Origin of the sequence: Actinophytocola algeriensis, from assembly GCF_014203735.1 — a bacterium.
GTDB lineage: Bacteria > Actinomycetota > Actinomycetes > Mycobacteriales > Pseudonocardiaceae > Actinophytocola > Actinophytocola algeriensis.
The window spans coordinates 640,380-658,686 of the sequence record NZ_JACHJQ010000004.1 but is presented as its reverse complement, the minus strand read 5'-3'; the positions used below and the strand labels follow the sequence as shown (position 1 = coordinate 658,686).

Sequence of the window (18,307 nt, the reverse complement as noted above, 5' to 3'; positions counted from 1 at the left end):
GACACACCCGCACGTGGACCTCATCGCGCGAGGTCCGCCTGGTCCAGCCCGTTCGCCGTCCTGATCACGTTGACGATCTCGTTCATGATCTCGGTCAGCTCGTAGTCCTTGGGCGTGAACACCCTGGCGATGCCGCGTTCCCGCAGCTGCCGCGCGTCCGCGGGTGGCACGATGCCGCCCACCACGACCGGGATGTCCGCCGCGCCCGCCTCCCGCAGGCCGTCGACGACGTCCGGTACCACCGCGAGGTGTGAGCCGGACAGGATCGACAGGCCGACCACGTGCACGCCCTCCTGCACCGCGGCCGCCACGATCTCCGCCGGGGTCAGGCGAATACCCTGGTAGACGACCTCGAACCCGACGTCGCGAGCGCGGACCGCGATCTGCTCCGCGCCGTTGGAGTGCCCGTCGAGGCCCGGCTTGCCGACCAGCATCCGCAGCCTGCCGCCGAGCTCCTCGCCGGTCCGCCGCACGCGCTCCCGCACCGCGGCCAGCTCGCTCACGCCCTCACCACCGGACGACGCGCCGGACACCCCGGTCGGCGCGCGGTACTCGCCGAACACCTCGCGCAGCGCGCCCGCCCACTCCCCCGTCGTCACACCGGCCCTGGCACACGTGAGCGTTGCCTCCATGAGGTTGTCGTCGGTGCGGGCGGCGGCCGCCAGCAGCTCGAGTGCCTTGTCCACTTCGGACTGGTTACGGCTCTCGCGCCACTGCTTGAGGGCCTCGACCGCCTCCTGCTCGACCTCGGGCTTGACGGTCTCGATGGCGCCCTCGCCCTCGAGCGGGCTCGGTTCGGAGTTCTCGAACCGGTTGACGCCGACGACGATCTCCTCACCGGCCTCGATCCGGCGGCGGCGCTCGGCGAGGGAGCCGACGAGCTGGGTCTTCATGTACCCGCTCTCGACGGCCGCGACCGCGCCGCCCATGTCCTGCACACGTTCGATCTCGGCCTTGGCGCCCGCGACGATCTCCTCCACTTTGGACTGGATCACGGGGGAACCGTCGAAGATGTCCTCGTACTCCAGGAGATCCGTCTCGTAGGCGAGCACCTGCTGCATGCGCAGCGCCCACTGCTGGTCCCACGGCGTCGGCAGGCCGAGCGCCTCGTTCCACGCGGGCAGCTGGATGGCGCGGGCGCGTGCGTTGCGGGACAAGGAGACCGCGAGCATCTCCAGCACGATGCGCTGCACGTTGTTCTCGGGCTGTGCCTCGGTCAGGCCGAGCGAGTTGACCTGCACGCCGTAGCGGAACCGGCGGTGCTTCGGGTCCTCCACGCCGTAGCGGTCACGCGTGATCTCGTCCCACAGCTGGGCGAGCGCGCGCATCTTGCACATCTCCTCGACGAACCGCACACCCGCGTTGACGAAGAAGGAGATGCGGGCGACGACGTCCCCCATCTTGTCCCTCGGCACCTGACCGGAGTCGCGGACGGCGTCGAGCACGGCGATGGCCGTGCACATGGCGTAGGCGACCTCCTGGACCGGGGTCGCGCCCGCCTCCTGCAGGTGGTAGCTGCAGATGTTGGTGGGGTTCCACTTCGGCACGTTGGCGACCGTCCACGCCACCATGTCGGTGATCAGGCGCAGGCTCGGCCCTGGCGGGAAGACGTACGTGCCGCGGGACAGGTACTCCTTGATGATGTCGTTCTGGGTGGTGCCCGCCAGCTTCGCGACGACCTCGTGCCAGTCGGCGCCCTGCTCCTCGGCCTGCTCCTGCGCGAGGGACACGTAGAGCGCGAACAGCCACATGGCGGTCGCGTTGATCGTCATCGAGGTGTTGGCCCCGGCGAGCGGGATGCCGTCGAACAGCTGCCGCATGTCGCCGATGTGGCTGATCGGCACTCCGACCTTGCCGACCTCGCCGCGCGCGAGCACGTGGTCGGGGTCGTAGCCGGTCTGCGTCGGCAGGTCGAAGGCGACCGACAGACCGGTCTGCCCCTTCTCCAGGTTGCGCCGGTAGAGCCGGTTGGACGCGGCCGCCGAGGAGTGGCCGGCGTAGGTCCGCATCACCCACGGCCGGTCCCGTTCGGCGTCGGCTGGGTACGGCATCGGAACCACCTCCGTTGACGCGGACCATTCGAATGTACTGGCCGGTAACCTGCTCGGCAGCACGTGTGTGGTGAATGCCGCAGGAGCGGCTGGTGCGCGGCGGGTCACGGGGCGACAATCGGAGGGTGACCGGACTGTCCGTGGTGCTCGTGCCCATCATCGGACTCGCCGTCATGGCGTTGTTCGCCGTTGTGCTGAAGTGGGCCTCGAGTCTGGACACCGACGAGGCGCACCGCAAGGACTACGGCCTGCTGCGTGAGGTGGCGAAGGTGCCGTCGCCGACGGCCGCCCGGGCGGTGGAGGAGCGCCTGCAGGAGGTGGGCGTGCGTGCCACCACGGTTCCCGACCCGGAGGGTGACGGCATGCGGATCCTGGTGTTCCCCGCCGACCGCGAGGTCGCGATCCGGACGTTGCTCGCGGACTGAACCGCTCAAGACCCCGCTGACCCGACCGGGCCCAGCCAACCGGTGGGACTGGTCGGCTGGGCCCGGTTCGGTGGGTCGTCAGTGCGTCACCGCGCGGGGTGGACCACCGCGGCAGCGCTGCCACCGCGTCGTACGGGTTCACCGGCGGCGATCACCTTGCCGTGCTTGGTGAACTCCAGCCCCGACGCGACGCCGATGTCCGGGCTGATCTTGATCGTCGGGTCGAGTGGGCTGGTGTCCCGGATCGCGAAGCTGTGCCCGAGCGCCGCCAGCCCGTCGGCCTCCGGCAGCGCGAGGAAGGCGGGCTCGACCTGCGTGGTGGCGGCGTTGCGCTGCGACGCCCTCGGCGCTGCGATCGCGTCGGGCAGCGACATCCCGAGGTCGATCCGGTTCACGAGGATCTGCAGGACGGTCGTGATGATCGTGGCCCCACCGGGCGACCCGACCGCGAGGAACGGCTTGCCGTGCTTGAGGACGATCGTCGGCGACATGCTCGACCGCGGCCGCTTGCCGGGCTCGGCGAGGTTCGGGTCGGGCGCGTCGCCCTGGGTTGGCGCGAAGTTGAAGTCGGTCAGCTCGTTGTTGAGCAGGAACCCGCGGCCGGGAACGACGATCCCGCTGCCGCCGAGCTGCTCGATCGTGTTGGTGTAGGAGACGACGTTGCCCCACCGGTCGCTGACGACGAAGTGGTTGGTGTGGAAGCCCTGGCTGCCACCGGGCGTGGCGGCGGTGTCCGGCGCGCACTGCCCACCCGCGGTCACGTCCCCGGGCGGCACCGCACCGGGCGCGGCGGCGTCCGGGTCGATCTCGCAGGCCCGCTGCTTGGCGAACCGGTCGGACAGCAGCTCACGCTGCGGAACGTCCACATAGTCCGAGTCGCCGATGTAGCGGCCGCGGTCGGCGAACGCGAGGCGGCTGGCCTCCAGGTAGTGGTGGAGGGCCTGCACCCGGTCCATACCGGACAGGCGGTACCGCTCGAGGATGTTCAGCGACTCGCCGACGGTGATACCGCCGCTGGAGGAGGGCGCCATGCCGTACACGTCGTACCCGCGGTAGGAGACGTGCGTGGGCCGCCGGTCGATGGTCCGGTAGCCGGCGAGGTCGTCGATGGTCATCAGCCCGGGCAGCGGGTCGATGGTCGCGCCGGGCGCGACGGGTGGTTCCTGGACGGCGGCCACGACGTCGTCGCCGATGTCACCGCCGTAGAACGCGTCGGTGCCGTGCCGCGCGATCTCCCGGTAGGTGTCGGCCAGGTCGGGGTTGCGCAGCGTGGAGCCCACGACCGGAAGCCGGCCGCCGGGCAGGAACAGCTCGGCGGTGGCCCCGAACTGGGCGAACCGGGTCGCGTTCTGCCTGGTCTGCTCCCGGAAGGTGGCGTCGACGGTGAACCCGCGCTCGGCCACGTTGATGGCGGGCTTCAGGTTGTCGCGCAGGGAGAAGCGACCCCACCGGTCGAGCGCCCGCTCCCAGGTGGCGAGCATGCCGGGCACACCGACCCCGAGCCCACTGGTCACGGCGGTCGGGAACGCGTGGGGCTGCCCGGTGGCCGGGTCGACGAACATGGTCGGGCTACCGGCCTGCGGCGTGGTCTCCCGCCCGTCGATCGTGGAGACCTTCCTGCTCCGGGCGTCGTAGTGGACGAAGTACCCACCACCCCCGAGCCCGGCGACGTACGGGTCGGTGACCCCGAGCGTGGCGGCGACGGCCACCGCGGCGTCGGCAGCGGTCCCGCCCTTCTTCAAGATGTCGATCCCGGCCTGAGTGGACTCGATCGTGTCGGAGACGACGGCCCCGCCGTACCCGATCGCGACGGGCACTTTCGTGGGCGCGGCACCGGCGTCCGGCGCGGTGACGAGCCCAACGGTGAGGAGAAGGCCAAGTGCCGGGGCCAAGCGGCGGGTTCGCATGCGGACCCCTTCCGAAGTCGCCGTTCGAGGTGCCTCATGTTTCTTACTCGCAGGCGGGGAGGAGCACAACGTCAGGAGGCCAGGTAGCTGAGAATCGCGAGCACCCGCCGGTTGTACTCGGAGTCGGTCCCGATGTGCAGCTTGTAGAAGATCGAGTTCGCGAACTTCTCCACCCCCGACCGCGACACGTGCAGCCGCTTAGCGATCGCGTTGTTCGTGTGTCCCTCCGCCATCATCTTGAGGACTTCCAGCTCCCGCTCACTGAGCGTCGTCAACGGATCAGCCTTGGACGGCCGCGCCACGAGCCGCCGCACCACCTCGGGGTCGAAGGCAGCCCCACCCTCGGCAACCCGGGTGAGCGCGTCGAGGAACTCACCGACCTGGGTGACCCGGTCCTTGAGCAGGTACCCGACCTTGCTCTGGTCCCGCCCGAGCAACTGCCCGGCATACCGCGTCTCCACGTACTGCGACAGGACGAGAACCCCAACCTCAGGCCACCGCTCCTGGATCTCCAACGCCGCCCGAAGTCCCTCATCGGTGTTGGTAGGCGGCATCCGCACGTCGGTGACCACCACGTCCGGCAACTCCCGCTCGGTGACCGCGATGAGAGCGTCCCCGTCCCCCACAGCGGCGACGACGTCGTGCCCTTCCTCGGCGAGCAGCCGCACGAGCCCTTCACGGAGCAACGTGGAGTCCTCAGCCAGGACAACCCTCAAGACACTCCCCTAACACTCACTGCCCACGGGACAGACAACGAACCACGACCGCGGACCAACCGCCCCATGCGGAATCGCCTCGCGGCAAGGCTGACCACCACCGGTGACTGGCCGAGAGACGCGAGCGGTTCGCCAAAACGGAGCGGAGAAGGTGAAAACCCGCCCCGTGGAACGCGGACGAACGACGACCAGACCCGCGGCGAGAAGCCGGAGCCAAAGCCAGAACGGGAACTCCAAAGCCAGAACCCAGAACCCCGCAAGCCCCGAACCCGACGGCCGGGAACCCGAAAGCCCGAACGCGGAAGCCGACCGCGGGCACCCGAACGCGAAGCGAGAAGCCGGAGGCCGAGATGCCGGAGCCAGAACCGGGAGCCCCGGAGCCAGAACCCAGCCCCCAAACCCCCGAATCGACGGCCGGGATCCCAAACACCGAAAGCCCAGAGGGGGAAGCCGAAGGCGGGAAGCGAGATGCCGGACGCCGAGATGCCGGAGCCCGAAGCCCGGAGCCCGAAGGTTCGAAGGCTGAACGGGGAACTCCGGAGCCAGAAACCCAGAAGCCCGCGAACCCTGCACCCGACAGCCCGGACCCGAACACCGCAAGCCCGGAAGCGGGAAGCCGGACGCGGGAAAGCGAACGCAGGAAGCGAGATGCCAGAGCCCGGAAGGCCCGAAGCGAGAAGCGAGAAGCGAGAAGCGAGAAGCGAGAAGCGAGAAGGACAACCCCAGGCCGCTAAAACCAAACCATGCCAACCAACCCCACATGCCAACCCCTCCCCACACCCCCGGCCCCACCCCGCCCACCCGGTGCACCCCACCCGGCCCGGCCCCACCCGGCCCACCCGGCCCACCCGGCCCGGCCCACCCGCGCCCAGCCCAGGCCCCCGCCGACAACCCCTCAAACACCCACCAACACCGGCAACCAAGCCCGAACCACCGTCGGCCCGCCCTCAGGACTGTCCACAACAAACACCCCGTCCGCCGCCGCGACCCGGCTCGCCAACCCCGACAGCCCGGACCCAGCCGAATCCGCGGCCCCGCACCCGTCATCCCGCACGGCCACCACGATCCCCTCCCCCTCGACGGCCACGTCGATCTCGATCCGAGACGGCCCGCCATGCTTCAGAGCGTTGGTGACCGCCTCCGAAGCCACGAAATAGGCGGCGGTCTCGGTAGCCAGATCCAGCCGCCCCGCCAACTCGTACCGCAACGACACCGGCACGCCGGACCGCTCGGCGACCCCCTCCAGGGCCGTGCGCAACCCGCCCTCGTCCAGCGCTGTCGGGTACACCCGCCACGTGACCTCACGCAGGTCGCGTAACGCCTGCTGTGACTCCTCGTGCGCCTGCCGCAGCAGGTCCTCCGTCCGCCCGGGATCGGTCGCGCGGCGTGCTCTGCCGAGCAGTAAGCCCAGCGCCACCAGTCGCTGCTGCACGCCGTCGTGCAGGTCGCGTTCGATCCTGCGGCGTTCGTCGTTGATCGCCTCCACGACGCCCGCGCGTGTGGTGGCGAGCTGGGACACCCGCCTGCGCAGCAGCTCCTCCTCGGTCGGCCCGAGGTAGCGGACGGCCAGTGCCCGCTCGATGATCGTCACGCCGATCAGGGTCCACACCGCCCCGAACAGCAGGACCAGCCCCAGCACCGCGATGGCGCCGATCTCGTACCAGGTGTTGCCCTCCTTGCCACCGCCCACCGGGCGCCCGTCGACGACCTGCCATCCCATGATCACGGCGGACCCGAGGCCGATGACGATCAGCGTGAGAACCATCGCGCCGAGCAGTCCCACGATGAACCGGCGCGCCAGGTAGGACTCGGTGCGCTGCCATGTCGGCCGGACGAACAAGAGGTCGTCGAGGTTCAGGTAGGCGACCAGCCTGCGGCGGTTGAGGTCGACGAGCTTGCCGCCGAACGCCTCGATAGGTGCCCGCGCAGCGGGTATCACGTGTATGGGGGTGAGCAGTACCACCTGCACCATCTCCGCGAGCGCGAGGAGACCACCCAGCGTGAGACCCACCGTGACCCGGCGGGCACGGTGCAGATGGGAGGCGAGAGATGGCATGTGGCCAGGTTAGCGAGGGTGCGGCGGTTGCGAACTGTGGTTGTCCACAAGATTCGACTGCGGAAAACCTCAGACAAATCGGGCGGATCACCTCATGGCGCACCAACATCCGGACACATAGCGTTGCGATCATCCACAACCGAACCGAAGGAGCAAGTTGATGATCGTGGCAGCCGCCGACCAGCCAGGAGGTCTCGCCGGCCTGGCGGTGGACCTCATGGACAAGCTGGGCGGGCCGGGCGCGGCGCTACTCGTCGGTATCGACAACATCTTCCCGCCGATGCCGAGCGAGCTCGTGCTGCCACTGGCCGGCTTCGCCGCGAGCCAGGGCACCATGAGCCTGTTCATGGCGCTGTTCTGGACCACACTCGGCTCCGTGGCGGGCGCGATGCTCACCTACTGGCTCGGCGCGTGGCTGGGCCGTGACCGCGTCCGTTCCCTGATCATCCGCGCCCCGCTGATGAAGGCGTCGGACTTCGACCGCACCGAACACTGGTTCCGGAGACACGGCACGAAGGCCGTGTTCTTCGGCCGGATGATCCCGCTGTTCCGCAGCCTCATCTCGTTACCCGCCGGCGTCGAACGGATGCCGGTGTGGCAGTTCCTGTCCCTGACCACCTTGGGCAGCCTGATCTGGAACTCGGGCTTCGTGGTGGCCGGCTACCTGCTCGGCGCCAACTGGCAGGTGGTCGACGAGTACGCGGGCATCTTCCAGAAGGTGGTCATCGCCGTGGTCGCGCTGGCGATCGTGGCGTTCGTGGTGGTCCGGGTCCGTGAGAAGAAACGGGACAAGAGCAAGGTGGACTGAACAGACCGGGACAGGCCGCGAACGGGAAGCCCGCTCAGTTGCGTTCCGGGTCGCCTGCCACGCGGCGGACGTCAGCGCCGAGCTTGACCAGGTTCTCCACCAGACCCGGGTAGCCGCGATCGATGTGGAAGACGTCCCACACCTCGGTGACGCCGTCCGCACACAGACCGGCCAGCACCAGGCCGACGCCCGCACGGATGTCGGACGCCCAGACCGGGGCGCTCGACAAGAGCTCGACGCCGCGGACGACGGCGTGGTGGCCGTCGGTGCGGGCGTCGGCGCCCAGGCGGACCATCTCCTCGATGAAGCGGAACCTGGCCTCGAACAGGTTCTCGGTGATCATCGAGGTGCCGTCGGCGATCGAGGTCAGCGCGATGGCGAACGGCTGGAGATCAGTGGCGAAGCCGGGGTACGGGAGCGTGACGAAGTCGACCGCCGTGGGGCGCTCGTCCTGGACCACGCGGAACGTGTTGTCACCGGTGATCGTCACCTCGGCGCCCGCGGTGCGGAGCTTCTCGAGCACCAGGTCGAGGTGGTGGGGGTCGACGCCGCGGACGGTGACGTCACCTCGGGTCATCGCGGCGGCGAAGGCCCAGGTGGCGCCGACGATGCGGTCACCGATGACGCGGTGTTCGGTGGGCTGGAGCGCGTCCACGCCATGGACGGTGAGGGTGGACGTGCCGATGCCCTCGATCTTGCCGCCCATCTGCTGGAGCATCAGGCACAGGTCGACGATCTCCGGCTCGCGGGCGGCGTTGTCGATCACCGTGGTGCCGTTGGCGAGCACGGCGGCCATGAGGATGTTCTCGGTCGCGCCGACGCTCGGGAAGTCGAGCCAGATCTGGGCGCCGTGCAGGCCCTCGGCCTCGGCGACGACGCAGCCGTGCTCGATCTCGCTGTGCGCGCCGAGCTGGCGGAGGCCGTTCTGGTGCATGTCGAGCGGGCGCACGCCGATCGCGTCGCCGCCCGGCAGGGCGACCACCGCACGCTTGCAGCGGCCGACCAGCGGACCGAGCACACACACCGAAGCGCGGAGCTTGCCCATCGCGGGTGAGTCGGCGCGGTGGTTGAGGTCGGCGGGAGTGGTGATGGCGACGGTGTCGGCCTCGATGGTGACCTCGCAGCCGAGACTGCGCAGGACCTCCGCCATCAACGGCACGTCCAGGATCTGCGGGCAGTTCGTGAGCGTGGTCGTGCCCTCGGCCAGCAATGCGGCCGCCATCAGCTTCAACACGCTGTTCTTGGCGCCGACCACGTCGACCTCACCGGCCAAGCGTGCGCCGCCATGTACCTGGAAGTGCTCTGTCACGAGCGCCCATCATGCCCCAGCCGCGCGCGGGGTCGCGCGCCACCCGGGGTCCGCACGGTCCGCTACCCTCGCCACCCGGTCGTCTAGCAAGGGGTCTTCTGTGCGGTTCCTCTCGCGCTTCGCGAGCCCGGCCGGGTTCGTGCTGGTGCTGCTGCTGTTCTTCCTGCTGCCGTTCGTCTCGGCGTCCTGCGACGTCCCCGGCTACGGCGAGGCAGGCACGACCTACACCGGCAGCCACCTCGTCAGCGGCACCGATCCCGAGGTGCCCGCGGAGCTGCAGGACCTGGCCGACGACCCGGAGAGCCCGGTCGCCCTCACCGACCCGCCGGACCCGGGCGTCCAACTGCTCGCGATCGGGCTGGCCGTCCTCGCGGCCGCCGGTGTGCTGACCGCGCTGATCCCGCACCTGAAGGCACGCCTGCTCGGCGGCGCGGCGCTGGCGGCAGGCACGCTGGTCGTGACCGTCGTGACGATGAGTGTCGCCCAGTCGAACCTGCAGGACTCGCTGGCCGACTGGGCCCGGCAGACCGGCGCCGCCGAAAGCCAGGACGGCGACCGCCTGCGGACCGCCGTGACCGAGGTGACCCACACCGAAATCGGGTTCTGGCTGATGATCGTCGTGTTGGCGTTGATCACGCTGATGGCCACCGCCCTCGGGTTGCTTGGCGACCGCCTGAAGGAAGTGATGGCCGCCAGGGAGTCGGGCCAGGAACAGTCGAGCGGCTTCCCGTTCCACGGATCGGACCGCGACGACTGATCGGTTGACCTCCACATTGCTGGAGGTTGCACGCTGAGGTCCTACCGATGGAGGACAGATGCGTGCGGTGTGGTTGCGGGAGTTCGGCGAACCCGAGGTACTGGCGATCGGCGAGGCGCCGGACCCGGTGGCGGACGCCGGGCGCGTGGTCGTGGACGTCGAGTACGCCAACACCACGTTCGTCGAGACCCAGTTCCGCGCCACCGGCAGCGGCCCGTTCGCGGCCGACCTTCCGATGGTGCCCGGCAACGGGGTGGGCGGGATCGTCGCGGCGGTGGGTCCTGGGGTCCCGGACGACCTCGTCGGCGCTCGGGTGATCACCAGCACCGGCGGCCACGGCGGCTACGCCGAACGTGCGGCGGCCGATGCGGCGTCGTTGTTCCAGGTCCCGGCCGACGTCCCACTGGACGTGGCGGTGGCCCTCCTGGCCGACGGCAGAACCGCGACGATGATGACGCGGGCAGCCGGCATCCGGGCAGGTGAGCGGGTGCTGGTCGAGGCCGCCGCCGGCGGGGTCGGCACCCTGATCGTGCAGCTGGCGAAAGCGGCGGGCGCGACGGTGGTGGCAGCGGCGGGCGGCGCCCGGAAGCTGGCGGTCGCGAAAGAGCTGGGCGCGGACATCACCGTCGACTACACGGAGGCGGACTGGCCCGGCCAGGTGGGAGACGCGGTCGACGTGGTGTTCGACGGCGTGGGTGGCGACATCGGACGCGCGGCGTTCGAACTACTCGGCCGAGGCGGCCGGATGGTGAGCTTCGGCCTGGCGAGCGGCACGTGGACGGCGATCGGCGAGGAGGACGCCACCGCCCGCGACGTGACACTGGTCCGCCCGACGGCGACCCAGGACGAGCTGCGCGCCCACACGGAAAGCGCCCTCGCCGAAGCGGCGGCGGGACGGCTCCGCCCGATCATCGGGCAGCGCTTCCCGCTCGCGAAGGCAGCGGACGCCCACCGAGCGATCCAGTCCCGCGCCACGATCGGGAAGACATTGCTGGCGGTCCGCTGACCGGGCAGCGCCCTGGTAGTCCCACGGCGGAAGGGACGCACGCCAAGGGCTTCGGCGACGCATCGGACCGACGTGCACCACGCCGCTCTCGACCTCCTTCCCGGACTTGTCTCGGGGCAGGCCGCCAACGTGGACGGCACTGACGTGACGCTTGCGCCAGGGGCCACCGTGCCGCCCATCCTGATCGGTGGCGGGTTGCCGGCCATGCGGCGCGCGGCCGAGCACGGGTTCGGGTGGTACCCGGCCTTCCTGCCGCCGTCCGACCTCGCCGCCGGGATCCGGGAGTTCACCGAGCGGGCCGGACGCCCGGTGGAGGTCACCGCGCAGGTGGCCATGGGGCTCGGGGCCGGGGCCGACCTGGACGCGCAGGCTCGGATGCTCACGGGCTACGGCATGTCCGAGGAGTACGCCCGTGCCAGGATGCTCACGGGCAGCCCTGCGCAGGCCGCCGAGCACCTCGGCGCGTTGTTCGACGCCGGGGCCGCCCGGGTCGTGGGGCTGCCGTTCGGTGGGGACTGGCGGGTGCAGGCCGACCTGCTCTCCGACGCCGCGGCGCGCCGGTAGTGTGCCGGGCATGGCCGTGCACATCACTCGCGTCTACACCAAGGTCGGCGACAACGGGACCACCGCGCTCGGTGACGGTCAGCGTGTGCCCAAGACCGACCCCCGGCTGGCGGCCTACGCCGACGTCGACGAGGCCAACGCGGCCATCGGGGTCGCGGTCGCGATGGGCGGACTGGACGACGAGCTGCTGACGGTGCTGCAAGCCGTGCAGAACGACCTCTTCGACGTCGGGGCCGATCTGTGCGCGCCGGTGGTGCCGGAGCCCAAGTACCCGCCGCTGCGGATCACCGACAGCTACGTCGAACGGCTCGAGGGCTGGTGCGACGACTTCAACGGGCGCCTGGAGAAGCTGTCCTCGTTCATCCTGCCCGGCGGGACCGCGGGCGCCGCCCTGCTGCACGTCGCCCGCACGGTGACCAGGCGGGCCGAGCGCAGCGCCTGGCGGCTGGTGGAGGCGGACGGCGAGCGCACCAACGTCCTCGCCGCGAAGTACCTCAACCGGCTGTCCGACCTGTTGTTCGTGCTGTCGCGGGTCGCGAACCCGGGCGGTGACGTGCTGTGGCAGCCGGGCGGCGGTCGGTGATTACTGCGAACGGACCGTTCGCGGGCGCCTGACCTGGGTAATTACCGGGTCATGGTTGCCTCATCCGCGCACAGAGCGAAGAACAGCAAGCTGGCACAGGGTCTCGGGCGGGCCGGCATGGTCTGTTACGGGCTCGTGCACGTGATCGTGGCGTACCTCGCGGTGCGCGTGGCGTTCGGGGACTCCGGGGAACAGGCCGACCAGAAGGGCGCGGTCCAGGAGATCGGCAGCGGCTCGTTCGGTGCCGTCGTGCTGTGGGTGCTGGCCCTCGGCCTGCTCGCCTACGGCGGCTGGCAGCTCATGCAGGCCGCGATCGGCTACCACTGGGTGACCAAGAAGAACAGGCGGACGCGGCGGCGCATCGCGGCCGTCGTCAAGGCCGTGATCGGTGTGGCGCTCGGCATCTACGCGCTGCGGCTCGTCACCGGCAGCGGTGGCGGCGGGTCCGGCAACCAGCAACAGCAGGAGTTCACGGCGAAGCTGCTGTCCCTGCCCGCCGGGCAGATCCTCGTCGGGATCGCGGCCGCGGTCGTCGTCGGCGTCGCGGTCTCGCAGGTCAGGAAGGGCGTCAAGAAGAAGTTCCTCGACGACCTCGACATGCACGACCTGCCGAGCGGCACGCAGCAGTGGGTCACCCGGCTGGGGGTCTTCGGCTACATCGCCAAGGGCGTCGTGGTGGGCATCATCGGCGTGCTGCTGGCGTTCGCCGCGTTCCAGGGCAACTCACAGGAGGCAGGCGGCCTCGACCGCGCTCTGAAGACACTCGCCGCGCAGCCGTTCGGGACCGTGGCACTCGTGGTCGTCGGCGTGGGCCTCGCGGCGTTCGGCGTGTACTGCTTCGCCGCCGCTCGCGCGCACAAGAACTAGGAGGCCCAGGGCAGCCGGCCTGGTGGGGCGGACTCCAGCCACGACAGGAAGCCCGTCAACGCGTCCGGCCCCATGGCGATCTCGACCTCGGCGCCGTCGCCCGCCTCGCGGAACCGCAGCACGTGCGAGGAGGGCGGCATGCTGTACAGCTCGGGCCCCGTCGGGTCCCGCCGGTCCGCGATCTCAAGCGCGCTGCGGCTGATCACCCGGTCGGGGCCGGGGCGCAGGCTGAGCACGCGAAACCACACGAACTCGTCACCCTGGTAGCGGCCCACCCCGAGGTGCCAGCCCTTGCCTGGGTCGTCGAGCCTGGTGCGCAGCGCGGCGTGCACACCGCCGGACCGCAGCGCACGCAGACGACGAACGGTGAACCAGACCAGGACAACCGCGACCAGCAGGAGGACCGCTCCGACCACCACAGTGATGTCCACGGCCCGCCTCCGCTCGCCCGGCCGTCAGTCCTGCTGGCCCGCGGCGCGAAGTCGGCCTTGCGCTCTCGCGCGGATCTCCTCGTCGTCCGAGTTGAGGTCGGCCTGCGCCGCCTCCACGTCGATCTCGTCGGCCATGTCGGCGGACTCCGCGAGGATCCGTACCGCCTCGCCCGTCACGGAGAGGAAGCCCCCCTGGACGGCAGCGGTGACGGTCTGGCCGTCAGTCGTGCGCACCTTGACCACGCCACCCTCGATCAGCTGACCGAGCACGGGCTCGTGACCGGGCAGGATGCCGATCTCGCCCTCGGTGGTCTGCGCCGAGACGAACGTGCCGGTACCCGACCACAGGCGTCGTTCCACGGCGACCAGCTGGACGGACATCTCGGCCACGCGGTACCTCCTTGTATGGGTCTTCATCCGGAGTCTAATTGGTCCGCTCTCAACCTCCCCAGCCAGGCCGGTGTCTGAACGGGTGAGACGAGTCACCGATCGACTGGGGGTGCACATGGACGAAGCCGACTTCACGGACTTCGTGACCCACCGCGCCGCCGCCCTGCTCCGCACCGCGTACCTGTTGTGCGGCGGCGACCGGGGTGCGGCGCAGGACCTGCTGCAGGACGTACTGGAGCGGGCCTACCCGCGCTGGCGGCGCATCAAGGGGAGACCGGAGCCGTACCTGCGGGCCGCGCTGGCGAACGCGGCCGCGAACCGCTGGCGCAACCGGTCGCGGCGGGTGAGCGAGGTGCCGCTCATCGATGAGGCACCACCGGCACGGCCGGGCCCCGAACAACAGGTCGTCGAGGAGGACCGGGTCGTCCGCGCACTGCGCACGCTCCCGCCCCGCATGCGGGCCGTGCTGGTGCTGCGCTTCTTCGACGACATGGCCGAGGCGGAGATCGCGAAAGCCCTCCGCTGCAGTACCGGGACCGTCAAGAGCCAGACCTCCCGCGGCCTCGCCCGCCTGCGCGAACTGCTCGACGACGACCTCCCCGCCCCCGTCCACGAGAGGACGACGACGTGAACACCCAAGAACTGAACGAGCAGCTCCACAACGCCACGGACGGGCTCGAGCCACCCCCCGGATTCGCCGACACCGTGCTGCGCGGCGGCCGCCGTCGCCGGGGACGGCGCAGGATGGTCGTCGCGGCGAGCGTGCTGGCGGTCGCCGCGGTGGCCACCAGCGCCACGGTGGTCGCACTGCGGGACGTGCCGCAGCAGGTGCAGGCCGCGGACGCACGGCTGACCCAGCCCACCCGCGGCGACCTGGCAGGCGACCAGGCGTTCCTGGACCAGGCCCTCGACGTGTGGCGGCGCGACCTCGGCTACGCCGAGGAGGCTTCCTTCGGCTACTACGACGATCGCCGCGGCGACCCACGCATCCTCTGGGCGGGCAACACCCCGGCAGGACGGGCCGCGATCGTCGTGCAGCAGGTCTACGTCCATGAACACACCCAAGCCCAGCCGAAGGACCGCGGTCCGCAGGTCGCCGAGGGACTGGTCACGATCGACCCCGCCGACGGGAAGCTCAAGCTCGTCGACACGGCGTACATCGGGCTCCAGGAGCCGACGTGGGCCGACTACTACAAGTTCGGCCCCGAGAACCGGACGCTGCTGATCGTCGACTACGGCAAGCCTCTGCACTACTCGTTCGCCGTCGGCAAGGAGGGAGAGACCTCCACCCGGACATGGGAGCGGGCCCAGCCCCGCGACGGTGTTGTGCTCGTGCACATCCCGGAGGACCACGACCCGTCGACCACAGCGGCGTTCCAGGGGGACGACCCACCGACGGTCATGCCATCGGACACGCAGATCATCGGCCCGGACGACCCCTGGCCCGCCCCCCCGAGCGTCTACGTCCGAGGGACGGCCAGCGAGTTCCTGGCGAACCGGCTGACCGACCCGGACTACCGCCGGGTGTACCCCAAACTGCTCGAGTGGGGCAACTCGACGTGGGAGTTCGGCAACCCACCACCCATGAACGATGTCGAGCGGGACTCGATCTGGGGCCTGCACGTCCCAGTGGAGGTCTGGCAGTTCCAGAGCGACTGGGACGTCACCGCCGGGCTGTCTGACGGGCGGCTGGTCATCCTGAAGGAGACCCAGGTCGATTGGGACACGCCACGGCTGACCGTCATGGTCTCCTCGGACCACTACTCGACCGAAGTGGACATCGTCGACGGCGGGCCCGTGGACTCCACAACCGTGCTGCCGGTGCGGTTCCGCATCCCGGACGGCGGCGGGTGGATCGTCGCGGACAAGGGCAAGGCGCTGAGCTACCGGACGGCACCGGACGGCGAATGGCAGGACGCGGGCCGCGACGCCGCACTGCTGCCGGACAACACCACCGAGGTCACAGTGGACGGTGAGACCGTCGCGCTGAACTGAGTCACACAACGGCGAACGCCGCGCCCCCGGAAGGGAGCGCGGCGTTCGCCGTTCAGGAGCACCTACTTCTTGGTGATCTCCTTGTACTTCTTCTCCAGGTCCTCCAGGCCACCGATGCCCAGGAACGCCTGCTCCGGGTAGTGGTCGAAGTCGCCCTTGGTGATCTTGTCGAAGGCCTCGACGGTCTCCTCGCGCGGCACCGTCGAACCCGGGATCTGCGTGAAGGCCTCGGCCACCAGCATGTTCTGCGACAGGTAACGCTCGATGCGCCGCGCCCTGTTCACCGTCAGCTTGTCCTCTTCGGACAGTTCGTCCATACCGAGGATCGCGATGATGTCCTGCAGCTCCTTGTACTTCTGCAGGATCCGGATGACCTCGGAGGCCACGGCGTAGTGCTTGTCGCCCACGATGGCCGGGTCGAGGATCGTCGACGTCGACGCCAGCGGGTCCACCGCCGGGAAGATGCCCTTCTGGAACACCGACCGGGAAAGCTCGGTGGTGGCGTCCAGGTGGGCGAACGTCGTCGCCGGGGCCGGGTCGGTGTAGTCGTCCGCAGGCACGTAGATCGCCTGCATCGAGGTGATCGAACGACCCTTGGTCGAGGTGATCCGCTCCTGCAGCTCACCCATCTCGTCCGCCAGCGTCGGCTGGTAACCCACGGCGGAAGGCATGCGGCCCAGCAGGGTCGACACCTCGGAACCCGCCTGGGTGAAGCGGAAGATGTTGTCGATGAACAGCAGCACGTCCTGGTTCTGGACGTCGCGGAAGTACTCCGCCATGGTCAGCGCCGACAGGGCGACCCGCATACGCGTGCCCGGCGGCTCATCCATCTGACCGAACACGAGCGCGGTGTCGTTGATGACGCCGTCCTCGCTCATCTCCAGGAAGAGGTCCGTGCCCTCACGGGTGCGCTCGCCGACACCGGCGAACACCGAGGTGCCACCGAAGTTGCGGGCAACACGGGTGATCATCTCCTTGATGAGCACCGTCTTGCCGACGCCGGCACCACCGAACAGACCGATCTTGCCGCCGGTCACGTACGGGGTCAGCAGGTCGATGACCTTGAGGCCGGTCTCCAGCATCTCGGTCTTGCCTTCGAGCTGGTCGAAGGGCGGCGGCTTGCGGTGGATCTCCCACTTCTCGAAGTCCGCGCCGTAGCCGGGCTCGTCGAGGCACTCACCGAGCGCGTTGTAGACGTGGCCCTTGACCCCGTCACCGACCGGCACGGAGATCGCGGCGCCGGTGTCGTACACCGCGGCGCCACGGACGAGACCGTCCTGCGGCTGCAGGGAGATGGTGCGCACGAGGTTGTCGCCGAGGTGCTGGGCGACCTCGAGGGTCACCGTCTTCTTCAGCTCGGAGAACGTGATCTCGGTCTTCAGCGCGTTGAACAGCTGGGGCACCTGGCCGCGGGGGAACTCGACGTCGACCACAGGACCGGTCACCCGCACGATGCGGCCCTTGGCGGCGTTCTCGGTTGTCGTCATCAGTCTTCACTTCCTACCGAGGCGAGTGCGTTCGCACCGCCGACGATTTCGCTGATCTCCTGGGTGATCTGGCCCTGGCGTGCCTGGTTGGCGAGCCGGGTGTAGGTCTTCACCAGGTCGTTCGCGTTGTCCGACGCCGACTTCATGGCGTTGCGCTGCGCGGCCAGCTGCGACGCCGCCGACTCGAGCAGCGCCGCGTAGATCCGGGTGTTGATGTACTTCGGCAGCAGCGCGGTGAGCAGCGCCTCGGCACTGGGCTCGAACGAGTAGGCCGACGCGATCACGTCGCTCTTGGGCGCCTGCTCGGCGCCCTCCTCGGTGTACTCCACCTCGAGCGGCGCGATCCGCTTGGCCACCGGCACCTGGGACAGCATCGAGCGGAACTCCGTGTACACGATGTGCAGCTCGTCGACGCCGAGGATGCCGTCGGCACCCGCCTCGTCACCATCGTCGTCGGCACCCGCGTTGAAGGCGGCGACCAGCGTCTTGCCGGCCTCCTGCGCGTTCTCGTAACGCGGCACCTGGGTGAAGCCGGTCCAGCTCTCGGCGACCTTGCGGTCCCGGAACCGGTAGTAGCTGACACCCTTGGCGCCCATCACGTACAGCACCGGCGTCTTGCCCTGCTCACGCAGCAGCGACTGGAGCTCCTCGGCGGCACGCAGCACGTTGGCGTTGTAGGCACCGCAGAGACCCTTGTCGCTGGTCACGACCAGCACGCCGACCCGCTTGGGGTTGGGGCGCTCGGTGAGCAGCGGGTCGTCGAGCGTGGTGGCCGCGCTGGCCAGCGCGGAGAGGACCTTGGTGATCTCCTCCGCGTAGGGCCGGGACGCGTCCACCCGGGCCTGCGCCTTGCTGATGCGCGACGTGGCGATGAGCTCCATCGCCTTGGTGATCTTGCCGATGGACTTGGTCGACCGGATCTTGGACCGTAGTTCGCGAAGTTGTGCGGCCATCT

18 protein-coding genes are annotated in these 18,307 nt (G+C 69.8%); 9 read left to right on the top strand and 9 right to left on the bottom strand.

All coding sequences use genetic code 11. The features are described from left to right. Positions 1 to 20: 20 nt before the first annotated feature. Entirely contained in the window at positions 21 to 2,051 is a 2,031-nt protein-coding gene (locus FHR82_RS21010; RefSeq protein ID WP_184812156.1) for an ethylmalonyl-CoA mutase, read from the bottom strand. A gap of 125 nt (positions 2,052 to 2,176) precedes the next feature. Here FHR82_RS21010 and FHR82_RS21005 point away from each other — a divergent pair, with 125 nt between their 5' ends. Next, positions 2,177 to 2,476 (top strand): hypothetical protein, encoded by a 300-nt coding sequence (locus FHR82_RS21005; protein ID WP_184812155.1) that lies wholly within the window; start codon positions 2,177 to 2,179, stop codon positions 2,474 to 2,476. Positions 2,477 to 2,562: 86 nt separating this feature from the next. On the opposite strand, the gene ggt is transcribed toward FHR82_RS21005, so the two are convergent. From ggt to FHR82_RS20990, 3 genes are all read right to left on the bottom strand, one after another. Further along, a complete protein-coding gene (ggt, locus tag FHR82_RS21000) occupies positions 2,563 to 4,383 on the bottom strand; it encodes a gamma-glutamyltransferase (protein WP_184812154.1) in 1,821 nt (606 codons plus the stop codon). Between the two features lie 71 nt (positions 4,384 to 4,454). Beyond that, positions 4,455 to 5,099, bottom strand: a complete 645-nt coding sequence (locus FHR82_RS20995; protein ID WP_184812153.1) for a response regulator transcription factor — start codon at positions 5,097 to 5,099, stop codon at positions 4,455 to 4,457. A gap of 895 nt (positions 5,100 to 5,994) precedes the next feature. Continuing rightward, positions 5,995 to 7,155 carry a sensor histidine kinase gene (locus FHR82_RS20990; protein ID WP_184812152.1) on the bottom strand — a complete coding sequence of 387 codons (1,161 nt, stop codon included), beginning with the start codon at positions 7,153 to 7,155 and terminating at the stop codon, positions 5,995 to 5,997. Between the two features lie 160 nt (positions 7,156 to 7,315). Between FHR82_RS20990 and FHR82_RS20985 the strand changes: the two genes are divergently transcribed. Beyond that, a complete protein-coding gene (locus FHR82_RS20985) occupies positions 7,316 to 7,963 on the top strand; it encodes a DedA family protein (RefSeq protein WP_184812151.1) in 648 nt (215 codons plus the stop codon). Positions 7,964 to 7,997: 34 nt separating this feature from the next. Here the strand turns inward: FHR82_RS20985 and murA are convergent, their stop codons facing one another. Further along, entirely contained in the window at positions 7,998 to 9,272 is a 1,275-nt protein-coding gene (gene murA / locus FHR82_RS20980; protein ID WP_184812150.1) for a UDP-N-acetylglucosamine 1-carboxyvinyltransferase, read from the bottom strand. Between the two features lie 100 nt (positions 9,273 to 9,372). On the opposite strand from murA, the gene FHR82_RS20975 reads away from it, so the two are divergent. From FHR82_RS20975 to FHR82_RS20955, 5 genes are all read left to right on the top strand, one after another. After that, positions 9,373 to 10,029: a hypothetical protein gene (locus FHR82_RS20975; RefSeq protein ID WP_184812149.1), complete on the top strand. Its 657-nt coding sequence runs from the start codon at positions 9,373 to 9,375 to the stop codon at positions 10,027 to 10,029. Positions 10,030 to 10,087: 58 nt separating this feature from the next. Beyond that, entirely contained in the window at positions 10,088 to 11,035 is a 948-nt protein-coding gene (locus FHR82_RS20970; RefSeq protein ID WP_184812148.1) for a zinc-binding dehydrogenase, read from the top strand. A gap of 72 nt (positions 11,036 to 11,107) precedes the next feature. After that, positions 11,108 to 11,599 (top strand): LLM class oxidoreductase, encoded by a 492-nt coding sequence (locus FHR82_RS20965; protein WP_184812147.1) that lies wholly within the window; start codon positions 11,108 to 11,110, stop codon positions 11,597 to 11,599. Between the two features lie 10 nt (positions 11,600 to 11,609). Next, positions 11,610 to 12,182 carry a cob(I)yrinic acid a,c-diamide adenosyltransferase gene (locus FHR82_RS20960; RefSeq protein ID WP_184812146.1) on the top strand — a complete coding sequence of 191 codons (573 nt, stop codon included), beginning with the start codon at positions 11,610 to 11,612 and terminating at the stop codon, positions 12,180 to 12,182. 51 nt (positions 12,183 to 12,233) lie between these two features. Further along, positions 12,234 to 13,049: a DUF1206 domain-containing protein gene (locus FHR82_RS20955; protein ID WP_184812145.1), complete on the top strand. Its 816-nt coding sequence runs from the start codon at positions 12,234 to 12,236 to the stop codon at positions 13,047 to 13,049. On the opposite strand, the gene FHR82_RS20950 is transcribed toward FHR82_RS20955, so the two are convergent. Together FHR82_RS20950 and FHR82_RS20945 are read right to left on the bottom strand one after the other, a co-directional pair. Continuing rightward, positions 13,046 to 13,480 (bottom strand): DUF2550 domain-containing protein, encoded by a 435-nt coding sequence (locus tag FHR82_RS20950; RefSeq protein WP_184812144.1) that lies wholly within the window; start codon positions 13,478 to 13,480, stop codon positions 13,046 to 13,048. The two genes, FHR82_RS20955 and FHR82_RS20950, sit on opposite strands and share 4 nt — an antisense overlap. A gap of 24 nt (positions 13,481 to 13,504) precedes the next feature. After that, the gene (locus FHR82_RS20945; protein WP_184812489.1) at positions 13,505 to 13,861 is read right to left on the bottom strand and encodes a F0F1 ATP synthase subunit epsilon; all 357 of its coding nucleotides are present in this window, start codon (positions 13,859 to 13,861) and stop codon (positions 13,505 to 13,507) included. Between the two features lie 124 nt (positions 13,862 to 13,985). On the opposite strand from FHR82_RS20945, the gene FHR82_RS20940 reads away from it, so the two are divergent. Next, on the top strand, positions 13,986 to 14,501 hold the full coding sequence (locus FHR82_RS20940; protein WP_184812143.1) for a SigE family RNA polymerase sigma factor: 516 nt from the start codon (positions 13,986 to 13,988) through the stop codon (positions 14,499 to 14,501). Beyond that, on the top strand, positions 14,498 to 15,865 hold the full coding sequence (locus FHR82_RS20935) for a hypothetical protein (RefSeq protein ID WP_184812142.1): 1,368 nt from the start codon (positions 14,498 to 14,500) through the stop codon (positions 15,863 to 15,865). Before FHR82_RS20940 ends, FHR82_RS20935 begins: the two co-directional genes overlap by 4 nt. A gap of 62 nt (positions 15,866 to 15,927) precedes the next feature. On the opposite strand, the gene atpD is transcribed toward FHR82_RS20935, so the two are convergent. Both atpD and FHR82_RS20925 read right to left on the bottom strand, forming a co-directional pair. Continuing rightward, entirely contained in the window at positions 15,928 to 17,352 is a 1,425-nt protein-coding gene (gene atpD / locus FHR82_RS20930; protein WP_184812141.1) for a F0F1 ATP synthase subunit beta, read from the bottom strand. Next, positions 17,352 to 18,305, bottom strand: a complete 954-nt coding sequence (locus FHR82_RS20925) for a F0F1 ATP synthase subunit gamma (RefSeq protein WP_184812140.1) — start codon at positions 18,303 to 18,305, stop codon at positions 17,352 to 17,354. The genes atpD and FHR82_RS20925 overlap by 1 nt, the downstream gene beginning before the upstream one ends. Positions 18,306 to 18,307: the final 2 nt, after the last annotated feature.